At 66.1% G+C, this 22134-nt stretch carries 21 protein-coding genes; 7 read left to right on the top strand and 14 right to left on the bottom strand.

What is annotated here, in order from left to right; all coding sequences use genetic code 11:
- Positions 1–15 precede the first annotated feature (15 nt).
- On the top strand, positions 16–477 hold the full coding sequence (locus tag ACO2RV_RS01705; RefSeq protein ID WP_423289142.1) for a hypothetical protein: 462 nt from the start codon (positions 16–18) through the stop codon (positions 475–477).
- 6 nt (positions 478–483) lie between these two features.
- On the opposite strand, the gene ACO2RV_RS01700 is transcribed toward ACO2RV_RS01705, so the two are convergent.
- From ACO2RV_RS01700 to ACO2RV_RS01685, 4 genes are all read right to left on the bottom strand, one after another.
- Complete coding sequence (locus tag ACO2RV_RS01700; protein ID WP_423289140.1) at positions 484–1401, bottom strand: hypothetical protein; 918 nt, start codon at positions 1399–1401, stop codon at positions 484–486.
- A gap of 3 nt (positions 1402–1404) precedes the next feature.
- Positions 1405–1803 (bottom strand): M15 family metallopeptidase, encoded by a 399-nt coding sequence (locus ACO2RV_RS01695; protein ID WP_423289138.1) that lies wholly within the window; start codon positions 1801–1803, stop codon positions 1405–1407.
- A gap of 83 nt (positions 1804–1886) precedes the next feature.
- Positions 1887–2909, bottom strand: coding sequence for a hypothetical protein (locus ACO2RV_RS01690; protein WP_423289136.1), 1023 nt, complete (start codon positions 2907–2909; stop codon positions 1887–1889).
- 7 nt (positions 2910–2916) lie between these two features.
- Positions 2917–4575, bottom strand: a complete 1659-nt coding sequence (locus ACO2RV_RS01685; protein WP_423289134.1) for an electron transfer flavoprotein-ubiquinone oxidoreductase — start codon at positions 4573–4575, stop codon at positions 2917–2919.
- A gap of 113 nt (positions 4576–4688) precedes the next feature.
- Between ACO2RV_RS01685 and ACO2RV_RS01680 the strand changes: the two genes are divergently transcribed.
- The 3 genes from ACO2RV_RS01680 (at position 4689) to cydB (ending at position 8161) form a co-directional block, all read left to right on the top strand.
- Positions 4689–5606 carry a uracil-DNA glycosylase gene (locus ACO2RV_RS01680; protein ID WP_423289132.1) on the top strand — a complete coding sequence of 306 codons (918 nt, stop codon included), beginning with the start codon at positions 4689–4691 and terminating at the stop codon, positions 5604–5606.
- A gap of 119 nt (positions 5607–5725) precedes the next feature.
- Complete coding sequence (locus ACO2RV_RS01675) at positions 5726–7135, top strand: cytochrome ubiquinol oxidase subunit I (RefSeq protein ID WP_423289130.1); 1410 nt, start codon at positions 5726–5728, stop codon at positions 7133–7135.
- Positions 7136–7138: 3 nt separating this feature from the next.
- Positions 7139–8161, top strand: a complete 1023-nt coding sequence (cydB, locus tag ACO2RV_RS01670; protein WP_423289128.1) for a cytochrome d ubiquinol oxidase subunit II — start codon at positions 7139–7141, stop codon at positions 8159–8161.
- A gap of 15 nt (positions 8162–8176) precedes the next feature.
- Here the strand turns inward: cydB and ACO2RV_RS01665 are convergent, their stop codons facing one another.
- Positions 8177–9058, bottom strand: coding sequence for a LysR family transcriptional regulator (locus ACO2RV_RS01665; protein WP_423289126.1), 882 nt, complete (start codon positions 9056–9058; stop codon positions 8177–8179).
- 119 nt (positions 9059–9177) lie between these two features.
- Between ACO2RV_RS01665 and ACO2RV_RS01660 the strand changes: the two genes are divergently transcribed.
- Positions 9178–10176, top strand: a complete 999-nt coding sequence (locus ACO2RV_RS01660) for a zinc-dependent alcohol dehydrogenase family protein (RefSeq protein ID WP_423289124.1) — start codon at positions 9178–9180, stop codon at positions 10174–10176.
- A gap of 10 nt (positions 10177–10186) precedes the next feature.
- Here the strand turns inward: ACO2RV_RS01660 and tehA are convergent, their stop codons facing one another.
- From tehA to ACO2RV_RS01640, 4 genes are all read right to left on the bottom strand, one after another.
- Positions 10187–11206 carry a dicarboxylate transporter/tellurite-resistance protein TehA gene (tehA, locus tag ACO2RV_RS01655; RefSeq protein ID WP_423289865.1) on the bottom strand — a complete coding sequence of 340 codons (1020 nt, stop codon included), beginning with the start codon at positions 11204–11206 and terminating at the stop codon, positions 10187–10189.
- A gap of 194 nt (positions 11207–11400) precedes the next feature.
- On the bottom strand, positions 11401–12366 hold the full coding sequence (locus ACO2RV_RS01650) for an MBL fold metallo-hydrolase (RefSeq protein WP_423289122.1): 966 nt from the start codon (positions 12364–12366) through the stop codon (positions 11401–11403).
- A gap of 46 nt (positions 12367–12412) precedes the next feature.
- Positions 12413–13030: a pyridoxamine 5'-phosphate oxidase family protein gene (locus tag ACO2RV_RS01645; RefSeq protein WP_423289120.1), complete on the bottom strand. Its 618-nt coding sequence runs from the start codon at positions 13028–13030 to the stop codon at positions 12413–12415.
- 110 nt (positions 13031–13140) lie between these two features.
- Positions 13141–14028: an alpha/beta fold hydrolase gene (locus ACO2RV_RS01640; protein WP_423289118.1), complete on the bottom strand. Its 888-nt coding sequence runs from the start codon at positions 14026–14028 to the stop codon at positions 13141–13143.
- A gap of 181 nt (positions 14029–14209) precedes the next feature.
- Here ACO2RV_RS01640 and ACO2RV_RS01635 point away from each other — a divergent pair, with 181 nt between their 5' ends.
- Positions 14210–15139, top strand: a complete 930-nt coding sequence (locus tag ACO2RV_RS01635) for a LysR substrate-binding domain-containing protein (protein ID WP_423289116.1) — start codon at positions 14210–14212, stop codon at positions 15137–15139.
- 240 nt (positions 15140–15379) lie between these two features.
- Here the strand turns inward: ACO2RV_RS01635 and ACO2RV_RS01630 are convergent, their stop codons facing one another.
- Entirely contained in the window at positions 15380–17164 is a 1785-nt protein-coding gene (locus ACO2RV_RS01630) for an ATP-dependent nuclease (RefSeq protein WP_423289114.1), read from the bottom strand.
- A gap of 209 nt (positions 17165–17373) precedes the next feature.
- The gene (locus ACO2RV_RS01625) at positions 17374–18024 is read right to left on the bottom strand and encodes a ribonuclease HII (RefSeq protein ID WP_423289112.1); all 651 of its coding nucleotides are present in this window, start codon (positions 18022–18024) and stop codon (positions 17374–17376) included.
- A gap of 157 nt (positions 18025–18181) precedes the next feature.
- Here ACO2RV_RS01625 and ACO2RV_RS01620 point away from each other — a divergent pair, with 157 nt between their 5' ends.
- Entirely contained in the window at positions 18182–18805 is a 624-nt protein-coding gene (locus ACO2RV_RS01620; protein WP_423289110.1) for a MarC family protein, read from the top strand.
- 18 nt (positions 18806–18823) lie between these two features.
- Here ACO2RV_RS01620 and ACO2RV_RS01615 read toward each other — a convergent pair whose 3' ends face one another.
- The 3 genes from ACO2RV_RS01615 to groES all read right to left on the bottom strand — a co-directional run bounded on the left by ACO2RV_RS01615 (position 18824) and on the right by groES (position 21893).
- Positions 18824–19705 carry a dienelactone hydrolase family protein gene (locus ACO2RV_RS01615; protein WP_423289108.1) on the bottom strand — a complete coding sequence of 294 codons (882 nt, stop codon included), beginning with the start codon at positions 19703–19705 and terminating at the stop codon, positions 18824–18826.
- Between the two features lie 206 nt (positions 19706–19911).
- Positions 19912–21549, bottom strand: a complete 1638-nt coding sequence (gene groL, locus ACO2RV_RS01610) for a chaperonin GroEL (RefSeq protein WP_423289106.1) — start codon at positions 21547–21549, stop codon at positions 19912–19914.
- Between the two features lie 47 nt (positions 21550–21596).
- Complete coding sequence (gene groES / locus ACO2RV_RS01605) at positions 21597–21893, bottom strand: co-chaperone GroES (RefSeq protein ID WP_183187916.1); 297 nt, start codon at positions 21891–21893, stop codon at positions 21597–21599.
- Between the last annotated feature and the right edge of the window lie 241 nt (positions 21894–22134).

Below are 22134 nucleotides of genomic sequence, written 5' to 3'. Positions count from 1 at the left end.
GCGAGGCGGAACGGCATGTATTACGCGATCATCCTGCTCACCATGGTGGTGCTGCCCATCGCCAGCATCATCGGCGAGATGTCGACCACCACCGGCGTCGTCAGCTTCGTGCTGGTGTCGATCAAATGGTTCGCCTTCTGGGCGGTGGGGGTGCGGCTCCTGCTGGCCGGCGTGTCGCAGATCCTGCGGCCCGGCTACACGCTGAAGGCCATACTCGGCATCGACGAGCCGCGCGCCCATGTCATCGCGCAGGAACTCGGCTTCGCCAACGTCTCGATCGGCCTCGCCGGCCTCATGTCCATCGTGTTCTCCATCTGGGTACTGCCGGTCGCCTTTATCGGCGGGCTGTTCCTCGGCCTCGCCGGCATCAACCATCTGCTGCGCCCGGAGCGGAACATGCGCGAGAACGTGGCGATGGTGTCGGACCTGTGGGCCGCCATCATCCTGCTCGCCGCCTTCGTACTCAGCCTGTTCTAGCGGCGCCTATTTCGCGCAGGCCACGACGCTGATGAGATACCGGGTCTGATTGGCGTCGGAGGCGAGTATCTCGAACTGATCGTCGCGCTCCAGCAGCCGCTCGCCGCGCATGGCCTCCACGAGGCTTTCGGCGAAGGCACGTTCGCGCGCATCCGTCGTTCCCTCGACATGGATGACGAACTCCCGCCCCTGCGCAAGCTGCTGCGCCCGATCGACCGGAAGCGAACGCACCCGCCAGCGCCCGCTGGCGTCGGGGTCGAGCGATTTGAGGCCCGCTATCCTCGTCGCCAGCCGAAAATTCTTGTCGGCGTTGCCGGAAGCCTCGCACCAGAAGATATCGAAATCATAATTGCTCCACGAGGCCAGGCGGCGCGAGGCAACGGGCGCCACACTGGCGGCGGCGGTTTGCAGCACATCCAGACGGCTGAGCAAGGCCGACGCATTGGACGCGGCGGCGGCCGATGGATAGGGCGCCGCGCCGTCCACGGCCGACGCCGTGCCGTCATTCGCGCCTGAGGCGCCGAGAGAGGAACGTCCGCTGACGATATCGGACCGATAGATTTCCGCCTGGCTGTGAATGGCCTGGGCGAGCTTCTCCTTCACCATACGATGATCGTCGCTGATCATGTCCGTCATGACCACCAGGACGGACAGGTGAGCGATGCGGCTGTCGATCTGATAGTCCTTGTTGGTGGTCGCCTCGACATATTTGGCGAAGATCGCGTCCACCCACTCGCGCTCGGATTTGAGCACACCCTGCCTCGCCTCCAGTTCGGAGATGCGCAATGTGCTGTATCCCTGCCATATGCCGAGCACGACCGTCACCACGCCGAGCAGCGCCTGCGTGTGCGTCAGCGACGGAAACCAGGAGCGGGGCGCGGGCGCGGTGCCGTTCTCCGCGTCGGCGGGAGGTTCGACGGGCATGGTTCACCCCGGATAGCTCGACCACGGCAGCTGATAGTGCGGACCGTCCTTGAAGCTCCTCCAGTCTCCGCCCCATTCGATCGGCACAGCTTCAAGTTGTGCCGCGAGCTTCATCGCGACGGCGATCTTCTCATAGAGCGGCCAGTCCCAGCGGACCTGGCCGCCCACCACCGCCGCGACATCGATCGCGTGGGAGAGATTGGCGGGACCGCCGGGAATATGTCGGGAATTGAGGGTCTGCGAGGCGCCCGACGCCACCAGCTGCTTCTGCCGCGCCAGCGTTCGCACGCCCTCGGTGACGATGAAGTTGACCGACGTAGTTTCGGCGCCGCGATGCACAACCCGAACCAGATCCGGATGGACGCCCACCAGATTGTCGAGGGACCTCTTGTTCAGCTGCACATTCCCCTCCCCGCTTGGACGGAAGGAGAATGTAATCTTAAGTTGCATTATGCAACCTAAATTATAGGTCGCACGCCACCCGCCTACCGGCCGCGAAACCCGACATAGCCGCCGTCGCCGTCGAACAGCACGTCATAGCCGTTCAGCAGGTGGAAGCTGGTGTTGACGAACACCCGGTCGGGAGCGACGCGCAGATGGATCGCGTCGGGAGCCAGCGGCGAGCCGTCGCCCACCGCGAAGCTGTAGAGCGGGAAGGCCGCATCGCCTGTGCCGACGCTGATCGCGACCTGCGTACCGTCGGGCAGCGTCCCCGTCGCGCCCTGCGCCTGCGCCAGCGGCAGCGTCGTGTACATCACCGACACGCCGGTATCGACCAGCACCGTGCCGCAGGCCGGCGGGACGGCGCCATTGACCGAGATGCAGGCCGGCGTCGCCTGCCAGTCGGCATTGTCCGGCCGGCGGTCGAGCTTGAGATAGCGGAAGCCGCCCTTGGTGTTCTCGCCGGTCAGGCCGACATGCACGCCCTCGCGCGAGAGGATGTAGCCCTGCCGGCGCGGACCTACTCCACCCGCCACATGCAGAAGCGGGTTCTTGTCCGGCGTGCTCTGGCTCTGCCGATCGGCCTCGCGCGCGAAGCCGACGCCGACCATGGCAATGTGCTCGGGCATCTGCCGCGGCGTGCAGTCGCGCGCATAATCCAGGCATTGCAGCTCGGTGACGGCGAGCACGGGCATCGGATCCGTGGACACGCTCGCGCCGTCGCGCCCCACGAGCGTTACCGGGGTGACGACCCACTGGCCGACCATGACGCGGCCGGAACTGGAATAGGTCAGCTTGCCCGGCCCCTGCGACGTCAGTTGCTCAAAGCCGGGGATATAGGCCGCGGCCACCACGATGCCGGTGGAGCCGGAATCGAGATCGGCGCGGAGGCGTTCGCCGCCAGGGAGGGCAAGGCCGATGCGCGGCACCCTGCTCAGCAGGCCCGGCTCGGCATCGAGATAGCGCAGGAACAGCCCCTCGCGGTAGCGCGCATAGTCAGGCGCGTCCTGCGCCTGCGCTGCCGGAGCGAGCGTGACCAGAAGCGCCGCGAGCACGGCCGTCCGCATGTCGCCCTCACATGTTCGGGTAGTTCGGCCCGCCGCCGCCTTCGGGCGCCACCCAGGTGATGTTCTGGTTGGGATCCTTGATGTCGCAGGTCTTGCAGTGCACGCAGTTCTGCGCGTTGATCACGAACACCTCGTCGCCATCCTTCTCCACCCATTCATAGACCCCGGCCGGGCAGTAGCGGTTGGACGGGCCGGCATAGACCTCGAACTCGGAGGATTTCTGCAAGCCGAGGTCGGCCACCTTCAGGTGGATGGGCTGGTCCTCCTCATGATTGGTGTTCGACAGGAACACCGAGGACAGCCGATCGAACGACACCACGCCATCGGGCCGAGGGTACTCGATCTTCTTCGACTGCGCCGCCGGCTTCAGCGTCGCCGAGTCCGGCTTGCCGTGCCCCAGCGTGCCGAAGGGCGAGAAGCCGAGCAGCGTGTTCGCCCACATGTCGAGCCCGCCAAGAGCGATGCCGACATAGGTGCCGAGCTTCGACCACAGCGGCTTGACGTTGCGCACCTTGTAGAGGTCGGCGCCGATGGCGGAGGCGCGCCAGCCCGCCTCATAGCCCGAAAGCTCGTCGTGCTGACGCCCGGCCTTGAGCGCGGGCACCAGTTCCTCCGCCGCGAAGATGCCCGACAGCACCGCATTGTGGCTGCCCTTGATGCGCGGCACGTTGACGAAGCCGGCGCCGCAGCCGAGCAGCGCCCCACCGGGGAAAACGAGCTTCGGCACCGACTGGTAGCCGCCCTCGGTAATCGCCCGCGCGCCATAGGCCACACGCTTGCCGCCCTCCAGCGTCGCGCGCACCAGCGGGTGCGTCTTGAAGCGCTGGAATTCCTCGAAGGGCGAAAGATACGGGTTCGAATAGTTGAGGTGGACCACAAAGCCCACCATCACCTGATTGTCCTCCATGTGGTAGAGGAACGAGCCGCCGCCGGTCTTGGAATCCAGCGGCCAGCCGAAGGAGTGCTGCACAAGGCCGGGCTGGTGCTGCGCTGCCGGCACGGTCCACAGCTCCTTCAGCCCGAGTCCGAATTTCTGCGGCTCGCGCCCCTCGCTCAGGCCGAAGCGGGCGATCAATTGCTTGGTCAGCTGGCCGCGCGCGCCTTCCGCGAACAAAGTGTATTTCGCCCGCAGTTCCATGCCGCGGGTGAAGCGGTCGGTGATCTCGCCGTCGCGCCCCACGCCCATGTCGCCGGTGGCGATGCCCACCACCGCGCCGTCCTCATACAGCACTTCATTCGCGGCAAAGCCGGGATAGATCTCGACGCCCAGTTCCTCGGCCTTCGCCGCCAGCCAGCGGCACACCGTGCCGAGCGAGCCGATGTAATTGCCGTGATTATTCATCAAGGGCGGCATGAAGGCGTTGGGCAGCCGCACCGAGCCGGCCGGACCGAGCAGATAGAAGCGGTCGTCGGTCACCGGCGTCTTCAGCGGGACATCGGCGTCCGTGCGCCAGTCCGGGAACAGCCGGTCGAGGCCGACGGGGTCGATCACCGCGCCGGAGAGGATATGCGCGCCGATTTCCGAGCCCTTCTCCACCACGACGACGGAGAGGTCCGGCTCCAGCTGCTTCAGCCGGATCGCCGCCGCGAGCCCGGACGGACCGCCGCCGACGACGACCACGTCGAACTCCATAGCCTCGCGTTCGGGCAATTCCTGCGCGGTCATCCTGCTCCTCCACGGCGACGCATCTGCTGATTGGACTTCTTCCACGCTTGACGCGGCCTGACAATCATCCGCGCGACGGATATCATGCAGCGTGCGACGCGTAGAAGGGCCTTATGCTACCGACACTTAGCGACAGGGACGTGCTGGCCGAACTCCTGGCCTTCCATCTGGAGGCGGGGGTCGACGTCGCGCTTGGCGAAGCGCCGGTCGACCGTTTCGAGGAAAGCGCCAATGAGCGTGCAGCCATCCGGGCCCGCGCGCCCGCCGGACCGCCGCCCGCAGGGGCCGCGCCGGGCGCCCCCTCGCGCGCGCCGATCGCCCGCCCCTCCACCTCTCCCGCCCTGCCGGCGGCACGTGGTCCGGTCGCCGGACCCGCCATCGCCTCGCCGGGCGCCGCCCCGCTGCCCCCCGACATCGCGGCGGTGGAAGCGCGCGAAGCGGCCGCAAGCGCGCCGACGCTGGAAGCGCTGCGCGAACTGCTGGAGCGATTTGAGGGCTGCCCGCTGAAGCACACCGCCACGCGGCTGGTCTTCGCCGACGGCAACCCCAAGGCGCGGCTGATGTTGGTCGGCGAGGCGCCCGGCCGCGACGAGGACATCGAGGGAAAGCCTTTCGTCGGCCGTTCCGGCAAGCTGCTCGACCGCATGCTGGCGGCCATCGGCATCAACCGCGAAGCGGCCTATATCGCCAATGTCGTGCCCTGGCGCCCGCCGGGAAACCGCACCCCGACCCCGCAGGAGACCGCCATCTGCCTGCCGTTCATCCGGCGGCAGATCGAGCTTGCCGACCCCGACATCCTGGTCTGCCTCGGTGGTCCCTCGGCACAGACTCTGCTCGGCATCAAGGACGGCATCACCAAGGCGCGCGGCCGCTGGATGGACTACGACACCGGCACGCGGACCATCCCCGCGCTGGCCACCTTCCATCCCGCCTACCTCCTGCGCACGCCGCTCGGCAAGCGTATGGCATGGCGCGACATGCTCGCCATCGAGAGCCGGCTCAAGACCCTGCCGGCCACGCCCAACGTCTAGCCGAAGGTCGGGGAAGCGAACCGGGCGTATCCTTCATTTGAGTCATTCCATCGTGACGCATGCCGGCTTAGTGTGGTGTGCGTCACCTACCGGCAGCGGTGATGGCACAGGGGGGCCTGATGGAATTCGATCCCGTCATTCTGGCGCGCGTCCAGTTCGCCTTCACCGTCTCCTTCCACGTCATCTTTCCCAGCTTCACGATTGGCCTCGCGGCCTATATCGCCACGCTGGAAGTGCTGTGGATCACGACGGGCGCCGAGCGCTATCACCGCATCGCGCGGTTCTTCACCAAGATCTTCGCCGTCTCGTTCGCCATGGGCGTGGTGTCGGGCATCGTGCTTTCCTACCAGTTCGGCACCAATTGGAGCCGCTTCTCGCATGTCGCGGGCGGCGTGGTCGGCCCGCTGATCGGCTACGAGGTGCTCACCGCCTTCTTCCTGGAGGCGACCTTCCTCGGCATCATGCTGTTCGGCTGGAATCGGGTGCCGCGCGGCTTGCACGTCTTCGCTTGCGTGATGGTGGCGGCGGGCACCACGCTCTCCGCCTTCTGGATTCTCTCCGCCAATAGCTGGATGCAGACCCCGGCCGGCCACGAGATCATCGATGGCATCGCCCATCCGGTGGACTGGCTCACCATCATCTTCAATCCGAGCTTCCCCTATCGCCTCGCGCACATGGTGACGGCCTGCTACCTCACCACCGCCTTCGTCGTGCTGGCGGTCGGTGCGCGCTATGTCTATGCCGGCCGCTATGCCGAGGACTCGCGCACCATGATGCGCATGGCACTCGCGCTGATCGCCATCCTCGCGCCGGTGCAGGCCTTCATCGGCGATGCGCACGGCCTCAACACGCTGCAACACCAGCCCGAAAAGATCGCCGCCATCGAGGCGCACTGGCAAAACCTGCCGGGCGAGAAGAGCGTGCCGTTGGTGCTGTTCGCATGGCCGAACGAGACCACCGAGAGCAACGACTACCAGATCGCGGTGCCCTATCTCGGCAGCCTGATCCTGACCCACAGCCTGGACGGCGAGATCAAGGGCCTCAAGGAATTCGCCCCGCAGGGCCGCCCGCCGGTGGCCATCCCGTTCTTCGCCTTCCGCATCATGGTCGGCATGGGCCTGCTGATGATCCTGGTGGGCTGGCTCGGCGTGTGGCTGCTGTGGCGGCGCCGACTGTTCGAGACCGACTGGTATGTCCGCCCGCTGCAGCACATCTGGCCGATCGGCTTCATCACCATCATCTCAGGCTGGTTCGTCACCGAAGTCGGCCGCCAGCCCTGGGTGGTCTACAACATCCTGCGCACCGACGACGCCCTTTCGCCGGTCGCCGGCTGGGCGATGGCGGTCTCGCTGGCGCTGTTCGTGCTGGTCTACGGCATCGTGTTCTCCGGCGGCATCTACTACATCAACCGCCTGATCGCGACCGGCCCGCAGGGCCCGGCCGTCGAGCCGCCCGAGGGCGTGCCCAGCCGTCCGCTCGCCTCCGCCCACGAGGCGACCCGCGCCGCCATCAACGCATCGGGGGATTGAGCCATGGATGTCAGCCTCGGCATGGAATGGTACCTGCCCGTCATCTGGTCGCTGCTGCTGGCGGTCGCGATCGCCATGTATGTGATCCTCGACGGCTTCGACCTCGGCATCGGCATCCTGTTCCCGTTCGCCGGTAGCGACCGGGAGAAGGACCAGATGATGAGCTCGGTCGCCCCGTTCTGGGACGGCAACGAGACCTGGCTCATCCTCGGCGGCGGCGGGCTCCTCGTCGCCTTCCCCCTCGCCTATTCCATCGTCATGCCGGCGCTCTACCTGCCGATCATCTTCATGCTGCTGTCGCTGGTGTTCCGCGGCGTCGCCTTCGAGTTCCGCCACGTCGCCGACAGCAGCCGCTTCCTGTGGAACATCGCCTTCGCCGGCGGCTCGACGCTGGCGGCGTTCTTCCAGGGCGTGCTGCTCGGCGGCTTCGTGCAGGGCATCAAGGTCGAGAACAACGCCTTCGCCGGCGGCCCGCTCGACTGGGCGACCCCCTTCGCCGCGCTCTGCGGGCTCGGGGTCGTTGCCGGCTATGCACTGATCGGCAGCGTCTGGCTCATCATGAAGACCGAGGGCACCATCGCCGTGCGGGCACGCGCGCAGGCGAAGGTGCTGCTGCCGGCCATGCTGGTGTTCATGGGCATCGTCAGCCTGTGGACGCCCATCGCCATCCCTCGCATCGCCGAGCGCTGGTTCACCACGCCGAACCTGTTCTACCTCGCCCCTGTGCCGCTGGTGACGCTGCTGCTCGCCTTCCTGGTCTGGCGCTGGCTGGAGAAGGGCCATGAGAACCTGCCCTTCTTCGGTGTGATCGGCCTGTTCCTGCTCGGCTATATCGGCATCGGCATCTCGATCTTCCCCTATCTCATCCCGCCCGCGCTCACGGTGTGGGAGACCGCCGCCCCGCCGGCGAGCCAGGTGTTCATGCTCATCGGAACGGTGTTCATGCTGCCGGTGATCCTCGGCTACATCGCCTTCGTCTACTGGCTGTTCCGCGGCAAGGTGCGCGAGGGCGAGGGCTATCACTGAGGGCAATGGCGGCCTTCACCCGCGCGCGGCAGCGGCGTGCCCTGTAGAGACCGCGAGCCGCTCGATAATCAGGTCGAGCAACGCCCGCAGCCGGGCCAGCCGGCGCAGGTCGCGGTGATAGCCGAGAAAAGTGTCGCGCCCCGGCGGTCGCTCGCCGAGGTCGACCCGCTTTAGGCCGGCGGTCGCGTCGCCGAGAGGTTCCGGCAGCACGGCGAGTCCCGCTCCCTTGGCGCATAGGGCGGCTTGCACCTGCCGGTTGTTGCTGCGCAGCGCGATCCGCGCCTTCGGCAGACGCTTGGCCAGCCAGCGCGCGTCCGGCATGTCGGCGAAGGCCGTATCCATCGTCACCAGCGCCAGTCCCTCGCCCTCGCCCTCCACTCTGTCGGGCCCGTCCAGAGCGGCGTAGGCGGCGTAGGGGATGTGAACGAGCCGGCGGGAGATCACCTCCGGCTCGTCGAAGGGACGAATGCGGAAGACCAGATCAGCCTCCCGGCGGGACAGGCTGTAGAGGCGCGCATCGGTCAGCAGCTCGACGCTGACCCGTGGATGCAGGCTGCCGAATTCGGCGAGGACCGGCGACAGCATGATGGTGCCGAACCAGTCCGACGAGGACAGCCTGAGGATCCCCTCCAACTGGGCCTGCGACCCGGCAAGGCGGCGCTCGAACGCCAGCGCCTCCTCTTCCATGCGCTCGGCATGGGCGAGAACGGCGGCCCCCTCATGCGTGAGGACGAACCCTTCCGACGTGCGCTGGAACAGCGACTGGCCGAGGGTGGCCTCCAGCGCCGACAGCCGTCGCCCCATGGTCGGCTGCGAAAGCCCCAGCCGGCGTGCGGCCGCGCCAAGCGTGCCCTCGCGGGCGATCGCCAGAAAGATCCGCAGATCGCTCCACTCCATGGCGCCTTCCCGCAACGCTCTCGTGTCCATTCAATAATGAATGGATTCTATTCAATCTCGATGATTTTCATGCGAAGAACAAGCGACCATCTTGAGTGCCACCAACTCTGGAGGCTCCCATGACGAAATCCATGAAGGCTGCGATTCTGGACGAGCTGAATGCGCCGTTCCGCATTGCGTCCGTCACCCGCCCAACGCCGGGCGAAGGCGAGGTGCTGGTGCGCATCGCCGCGAGCGGAACCAACCCGCTGGATGCCAAGATCCATGCCGGTCAGGCCGCCCATGCCCGGCATCCCGTTCCCGCCATTCTCGGCCTGGACATGGCCGGTACGGTGGAGGCAGTCGGTCCCGGCGTCCGCCGTTTCCGTCCCGGCGATGAGGTCTACGGCATGGTGGGCGGGGTCGGCGGCATCCCCGGCACGCTGGCGGAATATGTCAGCGCCGACGCGGACCTGCTCGCGATCAAACCCGCCAATCTCTCGATGCGCGAAGCCGCTGTCCTGCCTCTGGTCACCATCACGGCCTGGGAAGGGCTGATCGACCGGGTGGGCGTGAAGGCGGGACAGACCCTGCTGGTGCAGGGAGGCGCCGGCGGCGTCGGCCACATCGTGGTTCAGCTCGGGCAGGCCTTCGGCGCCACGGTCTACGCGACCGGAAGCCCGGCAAGCCGGCCGGTCATCGAGCGCCTCGGCGCCACCTTCATCGACCGGCACGAGCCGGTGGCGGACTACACCGGCCGGCTGACCGGCGGACGTGGCTTCGACGTCGTCTATGACACGGTCGGCGGACCCGTCCTCGATGCCTCCTTCGCCGCCGTGGCGACGTTCGGCCATGTCACCTCCTCGCTCGGCTGGGGCACTCATGCGCTCGCCCCGCTCTCCTTCAAGGCGGCGACCTATTCGGGCGTGTTCACGCTGATGCCGCTGCTCAAGGGCGAGGGCCGCCGGCATCACGGCGAGATTCTGGAGCAGGCCCGCCTGCTGATCGAGGCCGGCAGGCTCGCGCCACTGGTCGACCCGCGACGTTTCACGCTCGAACAGGCGCAGGAGGCCCACGAGGCGCTCGAACGGGCCGATGGCGTCGGCAAGATTGCGATCGAGATGGCCGCCGCCAGTTAGGGCGCCGCGATCAGGATCGCTCGGCCAGGGCGGCGGGTGGCTCGGGAACAGCGGGCCGTGGCGCCGGCGCGGCGGGAAGCAGCCGGCCGGCAAGAAACAGGCGCAGGGTCCACAGGATGAGCGCCGCCATCAGCGCGGTGACGAGGGCGAAGGCGAAGGGAGCGAGGACAAGCGCCGGCCCGGTGTCGCCGCGCCCCGCCATCTTCACCATGGCGGTGGCGAACGCCGTGAGGCCGAAGGTGAAGCTCCATGCGGAAGCCTTCACCCCGTCCGCGAAGATCCAGCGGGCAAGGCGCGCCAGCAGCAGGATCTGCAACAGACCATAGCCCACCAGCGCATAGGCGACGAGGTCCGGCGGACCCGAGGTCACGCTGAGATAGGCCACCGCGCCAACGGTCGGCGGCGCGAGCTGAATGCCGAGCGTCGGTCGCAGCGCCGGCGGCATCTGCGGCGCGGTAAGTATCCGGTGGACCAGCACGGACTCGATGGCCAGCCAGGACAGCAGCCCGGCGCCGAAGGCGAACCGGCCCCAGTCGGCAAATCCCAGCGCGCCGCACGCAGTCGCGGTGACGAAGGAGCCTGCCACCGTCGGCAGGTAGAGCACCGGCGTGGTGTGCGCCGGATCGCGGCCGCCGCCCTGCCAGAGGTCGCCGGTGCGCCAGACCGCGAACCCCAGCGTGAAGGCCGCACCGGCCGCGAACACGCCCAGCGACAGCACTCTCGCATAGGGCTCCAGCGCCATCGCCACCAGCATGGTCGCGACGCCGGCAAGGCCGATGAAGCAGCACTGCACGGGATGGTTTGCCTCATCCCTGGCAAGGTCGCGCGCGGCGAGCCACTTGGCGGCAAAAAGGACGACGAGGATCGCCCAAACGATCCCTCCCGCCAGCATCAGCACCTCGCCGACGACCGAAGGAAGCCCCCAGACCGCGTGAGCCGCGCGCCAGCTGTTGCCGAGGCCGACAAGGCCGAGCACCATGCCGAAGAAGGATGCCGGCACAATCGGTAATCGGAGTCGCGGTAGGTTCATCATGGACCAGGGTTCCGGGAAAACGGTGTCCCGGATCCGAGAATGGGAAGCGGCCGGGCGGATCAGCCGATCACGCGACGCGCGCGGCGGTCAAGACCCGCGCGCCGCGCATTTTGTCCCCGGGGGCAAGACACGGCCATCGTTCATCGCATGAACACCGGGGCCTCACACCGATAGCGGCCGCAAAAGCCTCGTCAGACGCCTTCGAAGACGAGTTTGGTGAAGAAGGCCGGCGGGATGACGGCCTGGCCGAACCCGGCATCAAACTCCGCCGTGGGGCGGGCCGCCACGATCTCCTCCAGCGTGTGCCCCTTGCGCTTCAGCGCGGCGACGCGGTCGCGGCTGGCGGAGAGCATGTCGCGATAGGCCTTCAGCCCCGCGGCATCGCTGACCGGACCGCCATGGCCCGGAATGATGAGGGTTCCCTTGCCGGCCTGCGCCAGCACGGCGTCGGCCGCGCGGATCACCCCGTCTATGTTGCCGCCCGTGGAATAGTCGATGAAGGGATACATGCCGGCCCAGTAGATGTCGCCGGTGTGGATGATGTCCGCCTGCTCGAAGGTGACGGTGAGGTCGCCGTCGGTGTGGGCGAGCGGGAGATGTCGCAGATGCAGCGTCTCGCCGTTGAGCGTCAGGCGCTTTTCCTGCTCCACCACCTCGGTCGGCACCGCCGCCGGCGGGGCCGGCGGGAAGTTGAAGTCCCAGTCCTCTACCCGCTGCGCCTCAGTGAGGTGCTTGCGCGTGTTGGCCTGGGCGATGATCGCGACCCCGGTTCCGCCGATCCACTCATTGCCGTCGGCATGGTCGAAGTGCCAGTGCGTGTTGACGAGATGGGACACCGGCCGCTGGTCCAGCCCCGCCAGCGCCTCGACGATCCGGGGTCGCGTCGCGGTGATGCCGGCATCGATCATCACCTTGCCGTCCGGACCGGTGAGCACGGCGATGTTGCCGCCGGACCCTTCGAGGACGTTCACATTGCCGCGCAGCCGGTGGACGTGGATTTCGGCCTTCGCGGCATCGGCGCGGAATCCGTCCACCACGTTGCGGGCCTCGGCGAAGGCCTGGCGCGGGGTCAACCACTGGCTGCCGCCAGCGAGGGCTGCCACGCAGCACAGGCAGAAGCCGCGTCGCGACAGGCCGGGTTGGTGCCGGGATATCATGATGTCGTCCTCTCTATTGGAGGCGCAGCGCGCCCCGGAACGCGGCTCAGCTACCCGCCAGCTTCGCCCGGAGCGCCGCATTCTCCTCGGCGAGGCGGTCACGCTCGGCCTCGATCCGGACGAGCGCCGCCGCGGCCATCGCGGCATCGACCTTCCGGGGGATGTGCTGCGGACAGTTGATGTCCCAAGCCTCGACCTCGAACAATATAGCCTGTTCGGCCTCGGCCTCGTAGTCCGCCGGCATGAGGCGGGCGATCAACTCGGCATCCGCCGTCACGCGGGCGCGGCCCCAGAGCTTCACCCGCCGCCGGTGGGCGTAGTCCATCAGGAACAGGAACGCCTTGTCGTTTTCCTGAAGGTTGCCGGTAGTGACATATTGCCGGTTGCCGGAGAAATCGGCGAAACCGAGCGTCTTCTCGTCAACCGCCCGGATGAAGCCCGGCGGCCCGCCCCGATGCTGCGCATAGGGCTGACCTTCGGCGGTCGCCGTCGCCAGGAACGCCGTGTCGATCTCCGCCAGGAAAGCGACGAGATCGGGGGTGACGCCCGTGCGGAAACCGCCACGGGCCTCCATCCGCGCATAGGCCGCGCGCGAGCCGCGCTGCTCCTGCACGGCCTTGACCCGTGGCGTGAAGGCGATGTCGCTGGATGGGGTGGCTGTCATGAGCAGTCTCCGGCACCAGGCCGTTGGTTGGTCGGGGACGATGCCCCCATCGCCCCCGTCAGCCCGGGATTTCATGCCGACGGACGAACTTCGACCCGCCGAAGCCGACGTTACGCGCCGGCCACCTTGCGGTCGAGGAAGTCATGGATCAGCGGGAAAACCTCGTCCGCCTTGTCCTCGAGCACGAAATGACCGGTGTCGAGAAGGTGGAATTCGAGGTCGCGCAGGTCCCGCTTGTAGGGATGCGCGCCGGGCTCGGGGAAGATGAAGTCGTTCTTTCCCCAGACCAGGAGCGTCGGCGGCTGCTTGTCCCGCAGCCAGGCCTGCACGCTGGGATAGAGCGGCAGGTTGGTCCGGTAGTCGTACATGACATCCATCTGGATGTCGGCATTGCCAGGGCGGTCGAGCAGCGGCTGGTCGTGGGTCCAGTTATCGGGCGAAATCCGCGTCCTGTCGGCGACGCCGTCCGTATACTGGAAGATGGTGGTCTCCGGGCTCACCAGGTCGAAAAGCTTGTCACGGCTCTCTTTCGCGCCGTCCGCCCAGTAGACCTTGATGGGATCCCAGAACTCCTTCAGCCCCTCCTCATAGGCGTTGCCGTTCTGGATGATCAGGCCGGTGATCGCATCCGGGTGCTTCAACGCCAGCCGCCAGCCGACGGGCGCGCCATAATCCATCACATACATGGCGTAGCGCGCGATCCCCAGCTGCTGCAGCAGGCCGTCGACCAGCTCGCCGAACCTGTCGAACGTGTAGGAGAAGGACGCGCGGTCGGGCGCTTCGCTCTGACCGTAGCCGGGATAGTCCGGCGCGATGACGTGATAGCGGTCCGCCAGATACGGAATCAGATTGCGGAACATGTGCGAGGAGGTCGGGAAGCCGTGCAGCAGCAGCACCACCGGACCGTCCGTCGGGCCAGCCTCGCGATAGAAGATCTCCACGCCGTCGATCGTTGCCGTGCGATGGTGCGTCACGGGATATGCGGCCTTCGGGCTCATCGCCGTCTCCTGCAAAGTGCTCTCGGGAATATTTGACGACACCCGACATCCGCGCAGCAAAAGCTGGGCGTTTCGAGTTGTCGGTCCATTTATTCGTCGGCATGGAACGTATACGATCGCGCCGCCCCCGGTAATTCGGCAATTCCGGGAAGGTTGTTTGCTGATTTTGAAAAGGTGGCGGGTGGACAAGTTCAGCGCGATGGCGGTCCTGTTGAAGGTCGTCGAGGCCGGCACGCTGTCGGCCGCCGCCAAACAGATGAATGTGCCGCTGGCGACCGTCAGCCGCAGGATCGCCGAGCTGGAAGCCCATCTGAAGACCCGCATGCTCAACCGGTCCAGCCGGCATCTGAGCCTGACGGAAGCCGGCCGGCTCTATGTCGAGGCCAGCCGGCGCATCCTCGAACAGGTCGAGGAGGCGGAGCGCACCGCCATGGGCGTTCACAGCGACCCGAAGGGCCGCCTGACCGTCACCGCTCCGGTGGTGTTCGGCCGACTGCATATGGTGCCGATCATTGCCGGCTTCCTCGCCGCCTATCCCGATATCGACGTGAAGCTGGTCCTCGCCGACCGGCTGCTCGATCTGCTGGAATCGGACGTCGATGTCGCCTTGCGGATCGGCGAATTGGACGACAGCAGCCTGATCGCCTCAAGCGTGGGAGCGGTGCGCCGCGTGACCTGCGCCAGCCCGTCCTATCTCGCCGCCCATGGCCGGCCGCAGCGGCCGGAGGAGCTGCGCGGGCATGTCGGCGTCACCTTCGACAATCTGGCCTCGCCCGAAGCCTGGCGCTTTGCCTCGCCCGACGGCGACGTGCTGGTGCCGATCCATTCGCGCTTGACGGTGACGACGGCGGAAGCGGCGATCGCCGGTGCCATCGCCGGGCTGGGGCTCACGCGGGTGCTGTCCTACCAGATCACCGAGGCCCGGCGCGCCGGCCAGCTCGAACTCGTCCTTGAGGACCATGAGCTTCCCGCCTGGCCGGTCAGCCTCGTCTATGCCGGCCAGCAATTGCTGCCACGGAAGCTGCGCGCCTTCCTAGACTACGCCGCGCCCCGGCTGAGGGAGCGCCTGCGGGAGGAAACGGCAGCGTTCCAGTCCGAGGGGTGGTGCTGAAGGGGGCGTAAGGGTGGGCAGGCGGGCCGACGTGGGGCGGGGTGTGCGGGCGGACGCGGCAGACACCCTCGATACCCTGCTGGACCCGATGTAGTCGAGGCGACCCGGCGGGAGAACAGATGGAATTGTCCCCGATGCGCCATAAGACGGCCTAGCTTAGCGCATAGCAGCACACGAAGACACTGACCTTGACGCCATTCTTTCAGTTGTTCGCAAAATGAGTTTTGCTTTCGAAGGCTCTCATTCGGCTGAATGTACCGCCGCAATATCCTTTGTGGTGGAGGGACGTCTCGCCTTCGCCCAGATCTTCCCGATAAAGTCACGAGCATCTTGCAACTCGGGGTCGGTTTCCAGATTTCGTTCTTCAAGCACTTTCTCAACGAAGCCGGGACCATGTGATCCGATACTGCGGCAGAAGCCTTCAATTTCGCCGACAGGCACAATCCATAGACCACGCTCTTCGCACATCTCGCTCAGGGCATCAAAGTGCTTGATCGGCTCTCCGGCGGGGAGTGCCGTTCGTCCGCTCCGTTTCATGGCAGCCCAAGGCGAGACGCTTTTGAAGACATCTTTGATTGCCCTTTCCTTATTCTCAGGGAACTCACCCGTCCCTTTTACCCCGTCCAATTGATCAGCGATCAGCCTAGCCACCTGCTCCGCGTTGAGCGGAGGGCGCTGCCTCAAAACTGTTTGGTTGACGGTTTTCCATGAAGTGCTCACATCTAGCCAGTTACCGCCGAGCTTCTCGAAGAGACTTTTGAAAGTACCCTCATCATTGAGCACATCGATGTCGGCGATGACGGAGACAGGCACATCAAGAGAGCGCAAGGTGTCTGCAAGTTTCGCCATCCGATGCTTTCCTGACGTGTGGACAAAGAGAACGTCAGGACGCCGATCGCCAGATATTGAAGGCAGGTTCAAGATAGATTGGTAGAGCATACAGTCTGCGTCTGCCTCGCAGATGACAACGTGCTCGAAAAAGATGCCATCGAAGACACGTGAGAACCTCGCCAACGTGTCCCTGGCGACAGCCCTTGTCTCCTCCTTGCCAAGTTCCTTTACGCGGTTGACGTCCCCCTCTCGGCGAAGTCGGACAATGCGCACTTTGTCCGAGCCGCCTTCGATCAAACCGTCCAGAATGTCGGTGCTATGCGTCGAGATGAAGAGCTGGGAATTTCCGGGCCTGTTCTCGGCGATATATCGCCCAAGCAGCCGCGCCTGTGGAGGGTGCAGGAACGCTTCGGGTTCATCAAGAAACTGGATGGAATGCGTCCTCTCCGCCAGTATGTGGAGGGTCACAGCTGCGAAACTGCGCATCCCATCGCCCTGAGACTCCAGCGGAACATTCGTCGCCTGAAGCGCTTCCACGAACTCCTTTGATAGCTCGTCTTTGCCAACTGGGACGGGAGGCTTTTTGCCCACGTAGAGTGGGAAGCTACTTCCGCCTGCCCGGAATGGTGTGAGGTCTGTGCCGAAGGCATGCTGGAACTTGCCGCTAATGTCTCTCGCAAGCTCTGGGTCCATGAGAAGCATATGGATCGGATGCGTCGGCGGCGAATGAAAGAGTGCCAGCGCGGGCGCTGCATTAGCGTCCCGAATGCGACCTTCCGTAGTTATTCGCTTTGCAAAGAACGGCGCCACGGGGTGGCGGTCTATGGGTTGATCAAAGTACAGAAGATGCGAATGGTGAATGCTGTAGCCGATACCGCCGTACTGAAGATTGACTGCATCCCCGCTCTTTTGGGCTTTTGCATCAAGATACCGACGCAAATCATCCTGTGTTCCAACCTTGCGCATCTTGGCATTCTTTATTACAAGACCTGCCCTCGAGTGCGCCACCCACGACTCCAACTCACGGAGCGCGGCGCTTTTTCCAGCGTTGTTTGGACCAACAAAAATTACAATATCACCATCATCGAGCGACAATATTGTCCCGTCCGAAAACGTTATCTCGTCGAATGATAATCGCGGGAGAAGCAAATCATCTCTTGATTTTTCTTCTTCGGCTCGCTTTTCTTCGTTCATTTCATCCCCTAAATGCCCGACTTGCTACGATTGACGTCTCCTCAATGATTTATCTCGTCGTTTGAGCTGTGCCGTCAATCCATCGCGGAACCTACCGTGAGTCGAAATTTACCGCCAATACGGGAAGCAACCTGCTAGAGGAACTTGCCTTCTAGACCCACTAAATGGACCGCAAGCACCCAACCGATGTCCGCTATGGGTCAACGCCCCTACTCCGCCGCCTCCACCGCCGCGTTCTCCTGCTCCAGCCGCTCCCGCACCGGGGCGAAGCTTCTTCTGTGGTGGCGGCAGACGCCGAGCCCGGCGAGGGCGGTCTGGTGCTCGGGGGTGCCGTAGCCCATGTGGCGCTCGAAGCCGTAGCCGGGATGGGCGAGGCCGAGCGCGGCCATCAGCCGGTCGCGCGTGACCTTGGCGACGATGGAGGCGGCGGCGATGGAGGCGACAATCGCGTCGCCGCCGATGATGGTGCGCGCCGCGCAGGGCACCGGCGGCAGGTCGTTGCCGTCGACCAGCAGCAGCTTCGGCGCGCGCGGCAGGCCGCCGGCGGCGCGGGCCAGCGCCCAGAGCGTCGCCTGGCGGATATTGTGGCCGTCGATGCGCGCGGGCGGGGCAAAGGCGAGCGAGACCTCCGCCGTGGCGCAGATGATGTCGTAGAGCTGCTCGCGCCGGGCCAGCGTCAGCTTCTTGGAATCGTCGAGCCCCTCGGGCACCCGGTCGGGATCCAGCACGACGGCGCAGGCCACCACCGGCCCGGCCCAGGGGCCGCGCCCGACCTCGTCGACCCCGGCCACCGGGATATCGCCCGCCAGCCACGCTGCACGTTCCAGTGAAAAATCCGGTTTCCGACGTTGAGCGGCCATGATCGAAGGGCTCTTATGCGACTCGCGGCGTCGTCCCACACGGCGCGGCGGCAAGATGCCGGCCGGCGTGCGGCGATGCAACCATGGCCGCCTCCACCTGGTTTCGGCAGGGGCGGCGGATATGGGCGGCAGGCGAGCGACAGGGACGCGGTGCGGCATGAACTGGTCTGAACGCGTTCAGGAATTCGTCACCCTGTGGGTGGTCATCGACCCGCTCGGCACGCTGCCGGTGTTCCTGGCCGTCACCGCCACGCTCGACGCCGCCAACCGGCGCAAGGCGGCGCTGCTGTCGGTGGCCATCTCGTTCGGCGTGCTGGTGTTCTTCGCCATGGCCGGCCACTGGCTGCTGCGCTCGATGGATGTCTCCATCGAGTCCTTCCAGATCGCCGGCGGCATCGTGCTGTTCCTGTTCGCGCTGACGATGATCCACGGCACCAGCCATGGCGACGCGCTGGCGCCGGCCGAGACCAACCCGGTGGAGATCGCCATCTATCCCCTGGCCATTCCCTCCATCGCCAGCCCCGGCGCCATGCTCGCGGCGGTGGTGCTGACCGACAATGCCCGGCACAATTTCCCCGACCGCGCGCTCACCATCGCCACCTTCAGCGCGGTGCTGCTGGTGACGCTCGCCATCATGCTGGCGGCAGGCTCGCTCGCGCGCGTCATCGGCCGCGGCGGTGCTTCGATCATCAGCCGGGTGATGGGCATGATCCTGGCGGCGCTGGCGGTCGATCTCGTGCTCAGCGCCACCGGCCGCTGGCTCAATTTGCCGCCGATCTGAGAGCAGGCGATCCGCCGCTCAGGTCTCGACCGGCGGCGGGACGCCGAGATGCCTCGCAAGGAAGGCGCTGGTGCGGGTCCAGGCCAGCTCGGCCGCCTTGGCGTCGTAGCGGGCGGGATTGGCGTCGTTGTTGAAGGCGTGGTTGGCGCCCTCATAGACATAGACGGTGTAGTCCTTGCCCGCCTTCGCCAGCGCGTCCTCATAGGCGGCGATGCCCTCGTTCACCCGGTTGTCCAGCCCGGCATAATGCAGCAGCAGGGCGGCCTTGATGTCCGGCACGCGGTCGAGCGGCGGCTGCATGCCGTAATAGGCGACGCCGGCCTTCAGCTCCGGGCTCGCCTCGGCCAAGAGGTTCACCAGCCCGCCGCCCCAGCAGAAGCCGACCGCGCCGACATTGCCGGTGGAGGCGGGATGAGCGGCGAGGAACGCCACCGCCGCCACCGCCCGGGCGAGCGTCGCCGGCCGGTCGAGCGCGGCGATCATGTCGCGCGCCTTGTCCTCGTCGGCCGGGGTGCCGCCCTCGGGCGAGAGCAGGTCCACACCGAAGGCGAGATAGCCGGCCAGCGCCATGCGGCGGGTGACATCGCGAATATGCGGGTTGAGCCCGCGATTCTCGTGGATCACCAGTACGGCCGGGCGCCTGGCGTCGACGCGCTTCGCCCGCACGAGATAGCCGCTCACGCTGGCGCCGCCGACGTCGAAACTCGCGGTCGAGGCATCGAGCCGGGCGTCGTCCTCCTCGACGATCGCCGCGCGGGCATAGTCGTTGGTCAGCATGGGCAGCATCGCCATGGCTGCCGCCGCAGAGCCCAGGAGCGTCGCGAGCCGGTCCATGAACTCTCGCCGGCCAATCTGGCCATGGGTGAAGCGGTCATAGAGATCGATGATGCGCTGGTCCATTGGCGGTCCTCCCGGCGATCAGGGTGGACCCGATCGCGCACCCGCGCACATCAGAAGTCCGGGAGCGGCGCGCAAATGAAAAGGGCGCAGCTCGCGCCGCGCCCTTCCCTATTCGCCGGCCGGACCTCGATCCGAAGTCCATGCCGCCACTGAAGCCGGACTTGCCCGGCTTCAGCACTTTGAACCGCAGGAGCGGATGGACTTCCTCAGAAGTCCATGCCGCCCATGCCGCCGCCCGGCATGGCGGGCGCGGACGCGGCGGGCTTGGGCAGATCGGCGACCATGGCCTCGGTGGTGATCAAGAGGCCGGCGATCGAGGCGGCGTCCTGCAGCGCGGTGCGCACGACCTTGGCCGGATCGACGATGCCGGCGGCGATCATGTCGACGAACTGCTCGGTCTGGGCGTTGAAGCCGAAGTTCTGATCCTTCGACTCCTGCACCTTGCCGACCACGATCGAGCCTTCGACGCCCGAGTTCTCGGAGATCTGGCGGATCGGCGCCTCAAGCGCCTTCAGCACGATCTTGATGCCGGCCTGGATGTCCGGGTTGTCGGAGGACAGCTTCTCGACCGCCTTCTTGGCGCGCAGCAGGGCAATGCCGCCGCCGGGGACGATGCCCTCTTCCACCGCAGCGCGGGTGGCGTTGAGCGCGTCGTCGATGCGGTCCTTCTTCTCCTTGACCTCGACCTCGGTCGCGCCGCCGACGCGGATCACCGCGACGCCGCCGGCGAGCTTGGCCAGGCGCTCCTGCAGCTTCTCGCGGTCGTAATCCGAGGTGGTCTCCTCGATCTGCGACTTGATCTGCGCGACGCGACCCTCAATGTCCTTCTTCTTGCCGACGCCGTCGACGATCGTGGTCTTTTCCTTCTCGATCACGATCTTCTTGGCGCGGCCGAGCATGGCGAGGTTCACGCTCTCGAGCTTGATGCCGAGCTCTTCCGAGATGACCTGGCCGCCGGTGAGGATGGCGATGTCCTCGAGCATGGCCTTGCGGCGGTCGCCGAAGCCGGGGGCCTTCACCGCCGCGACCTTCAGGCCGCCGCGCAGCTTATTGACGACGAGCGTGGCCAGAGCCTCGCCCTCGACGTCCTCGGCGACGATGACGAGCGGCTTGCCCGACTGCACCACGGCTTCGAGAACCGGCAGGATGGGCTGCAGGCCGGAGAGCTTCTTGTCGAAAATGAGCAGGTAGGGATCTTCAAGATCCACCGTCATCTTCTCGGCGTTGGTGACGAAATACGGCGAGAGGTAGCCGCGGTCGAACTGCATGCCCTCGACGACGTCGAGCTCGGTCTCGGCGGTCTTGGCTTCCTCGACGGTGATGACACCCTCGTTGCCGACCTTCTGCATCGCGCCGGCGATCATCTCGCCGATCGACGCGTCGCCATTGGCGGAAATGGTGCCGACCTGCGCCACTTCGTCGGTGTTCTTCACCTTCTTGGAGCGCTTCTGGATGTCCTTGATGGCCTCGCCGGCGGCGAGGTCGATGCCGCGCTTCAGGTCCATCGGATTCATGCCGGCGGCCACGGCCTTGACGCCTTCACGGACGATCGCCTGGGCCAGCACGGTGGCGGTGGTGGTGCCGTCGCCGGCGAGGTCATTGGTCTTCGAGGCCACTTCGCGCACCATCTGGGCGCCCATGTTCTCGAACTTGTCCTCGAGCTCGATCTCCTTGGCGACGGTGACGCCGTCCTTGGTGATGCGGGGAGCGCCGAAGCTCTTGTCGATCACGACGTTGCGGCCCTTGGGGCCGAGCGTGACCTTGACGGCATTGGCGAGAATGTCGACGCCGCGCAGCATCTTGTCGCGCGCGTCGCTCCCGAATTTTACTTCTTTAGCAGCCATGAGGCCTACTCCTGAATGGGGGTTGCGTCCGGTCTATCGGGTCGGCTTCAGCCGACGATGCCCAGGACGTCGGATTCCTTCATGATCAGCAGGTCCTGACCGTCGATCTTGACCTCGGTGCCCGACCACTTGCCGAACAGCACCTTGTCGCCGGCCTTGACGTCGAGCGGGACGAGCTTGCCGGCCTCGTCGCGGGCGCCGGGACCGGCGGCGACGACTTCGCCCTGCGAGGGCTTTTCCTTGGCGGAATCGGGGATGATGATGCCGCCAGCGGTCTTCTCTTCGGCGTCGAGGCGCTTCACCACGATACGATCGTGCAGGGGACGAAACTTCAGCTTGGCCATCTACGGCTCCTCGGGCTCTTCCGGTCTCGCGCCGACATGGCGCATGAACTTGGGTTCCGGATAATGCTAGCACTCTTATGTGACGAGTGCCAAAAGGCGCAGCGGAAATAGGCAGCGGGCTGATGAGTGTCAAGCGGCGTGCGGACGGGAAAAAACACCGGCTCGCGGGCAAAACCAAGGCATGCGGCAGGGCACGCGCGCCGCGGCGGGGATAGGCGCGCACGAAAAAGCCCGGCCTGCA

Origin of the sequence: Ancylobacter sp. VNQ12, from assembly GCF_049445835.1 — a bacterium.
Lineage (GTDB): Bacteria > Pseudomonadota > Alphaproteobacteria > Rhizobiales > Xanthobacteraceae > Ancylobacter.
Note: the sequence above shows the minus strand (reverse complement) of the source record. Positions and strands in the feature narration are given on the sequence as shown.

Bases quoted from the DNA above. Each gene is read 5' to 3' on its own strand.
- ACO2RV_RS01665 (WP_423289126.1), bottom strand. From the start codon at position 9,058: ATGGAGTGGAGCGATCTGCGGATCTTTCTGGCGATCGCCCGCGAGGGC.
- ACO2RV_RS01705 (WP_423289142.1), top strand. From the start codon at position 16: ATGTATTACGCGATCATCCTGCTCACCATGGTGGTGCTGCCCATCGCC.
- ACO2RV_RS01675 (WP_423289130.1), top strand. From the start codon at position 5,726: ATGGAATTCGATCCCGTCATTCTGGCGCGCGTCCAGTTCGCCTTCACC.
- ACO2RV_RS01700 (WP_423289140.1), bottom strand. From the start codon at position 1,401: ATGCCCGTCGAACCTCCCGCCGACGCGGAGAACGGCACCGCGCCCGCG.
- ACO2RV_RS01660 (WP_423289124.1), top strand. From the start codon at position 9,178: ATGACGAAATCCATGAAGGCTGCGATTCTGGACGAGCTGAATGCGCCG.
- ACO2RV_RS01625 (WP_423289112.1), bottom strand. From the start codon at position 18,024: ATGGCCGCTCAACGTCGGAAACCGGATTTTTCACTGGAACGTGCAGCG.
- ACO2RV_RS01685 (WP_423289134.1), bottom strand. From the start codon at position 4,575: ATGACCGCGCAGGAATTGCCCGAACGCGAGGCTATGGAGTTCGACGTG.
- groL (WP_423289106.1), bottom strand. From the start codon at position 21,549: ATGGCTGCTAAAGAAGTAAAATTCGGGAGCGACGCGCGCGACAAGATG.
- ACO2RV_RS01620 (WP_423289110.1), top strand. From the start codon at position 18,182: ATGAACTGGTCTGAACGCGTTCAGGAATTCGTCACCCTGTGGGTGGTC.
- cydB (WP_423289128.1), top strand. From the start codon at position 7,139: ATGGATGTCAGCCTCGGCATGGAATGGTACCTGCCCGTCATCTGGTCG.
- groES (WP_183187916.1), bottom strand. From the start codon at position 21,893: ATGGCCAAGCTGAAGTTTCGTCCCCTGCACGATCGTATCGTGGTGAAG.
- ACO2RV_RS01645 (WP_423289120.1), bottom strand. From the start codon at position 13,030: ATGACAGCCACCCCATCCAGCGACATCGCCTTCACGCCACGGGTCAAG.
- ACO2RV_RS01640 (WP_423289118.1), bottom strand. From the start codon at position 14,028: ATGAGCCCGAAGGCCGCATATCCCGTGACGCACCATCGCACGGCAACG.
- ACO2RV_RS01650 (WP_423289122.1), bottom strand. From the start codon at position 12,366: ATGATATCCCGGCACCAACCCGGCCTGTCGCGACGCGGCTTCTGCCTG.
- ACO2RV_RS01630 (WP_423289114.1), bottom strand. From the start codon at position 17,164: ATGAACGAAGAAAAGCGAGCCGAAGAAGAAAAATCAAGAGATGATTTG.
- ACO2RV_RS01615 (WP_423289108.1), bottom strand. From the start codon at position 19,705: ATGGACCAGCGCATCATCGATCTCTATGACCGCTTCACCCATGGCCAG.
- tehA (WP_423289865.1), bottom strand. From the start codon at position 11,206: ATGAACCTACCGCGACTCCGATTACCGATTGTGCCGGCATCCTTCTTC.
- ACO2RV_RS01690 (WP_423289136.1), bottom strand. From the start codon at position 2,909: ATGCGGACGGCCGTGCTCGCGGCGCTTCTGGTCACGCTCGCTCCGGCA.
- ACO2RV_RS01680 (WP_423289132.1), top strand. From the start codon at position 4,689: ATGCTACCGACACTTAGCGACAGGGACGTGCTGGCCGAACTCCTGGCC.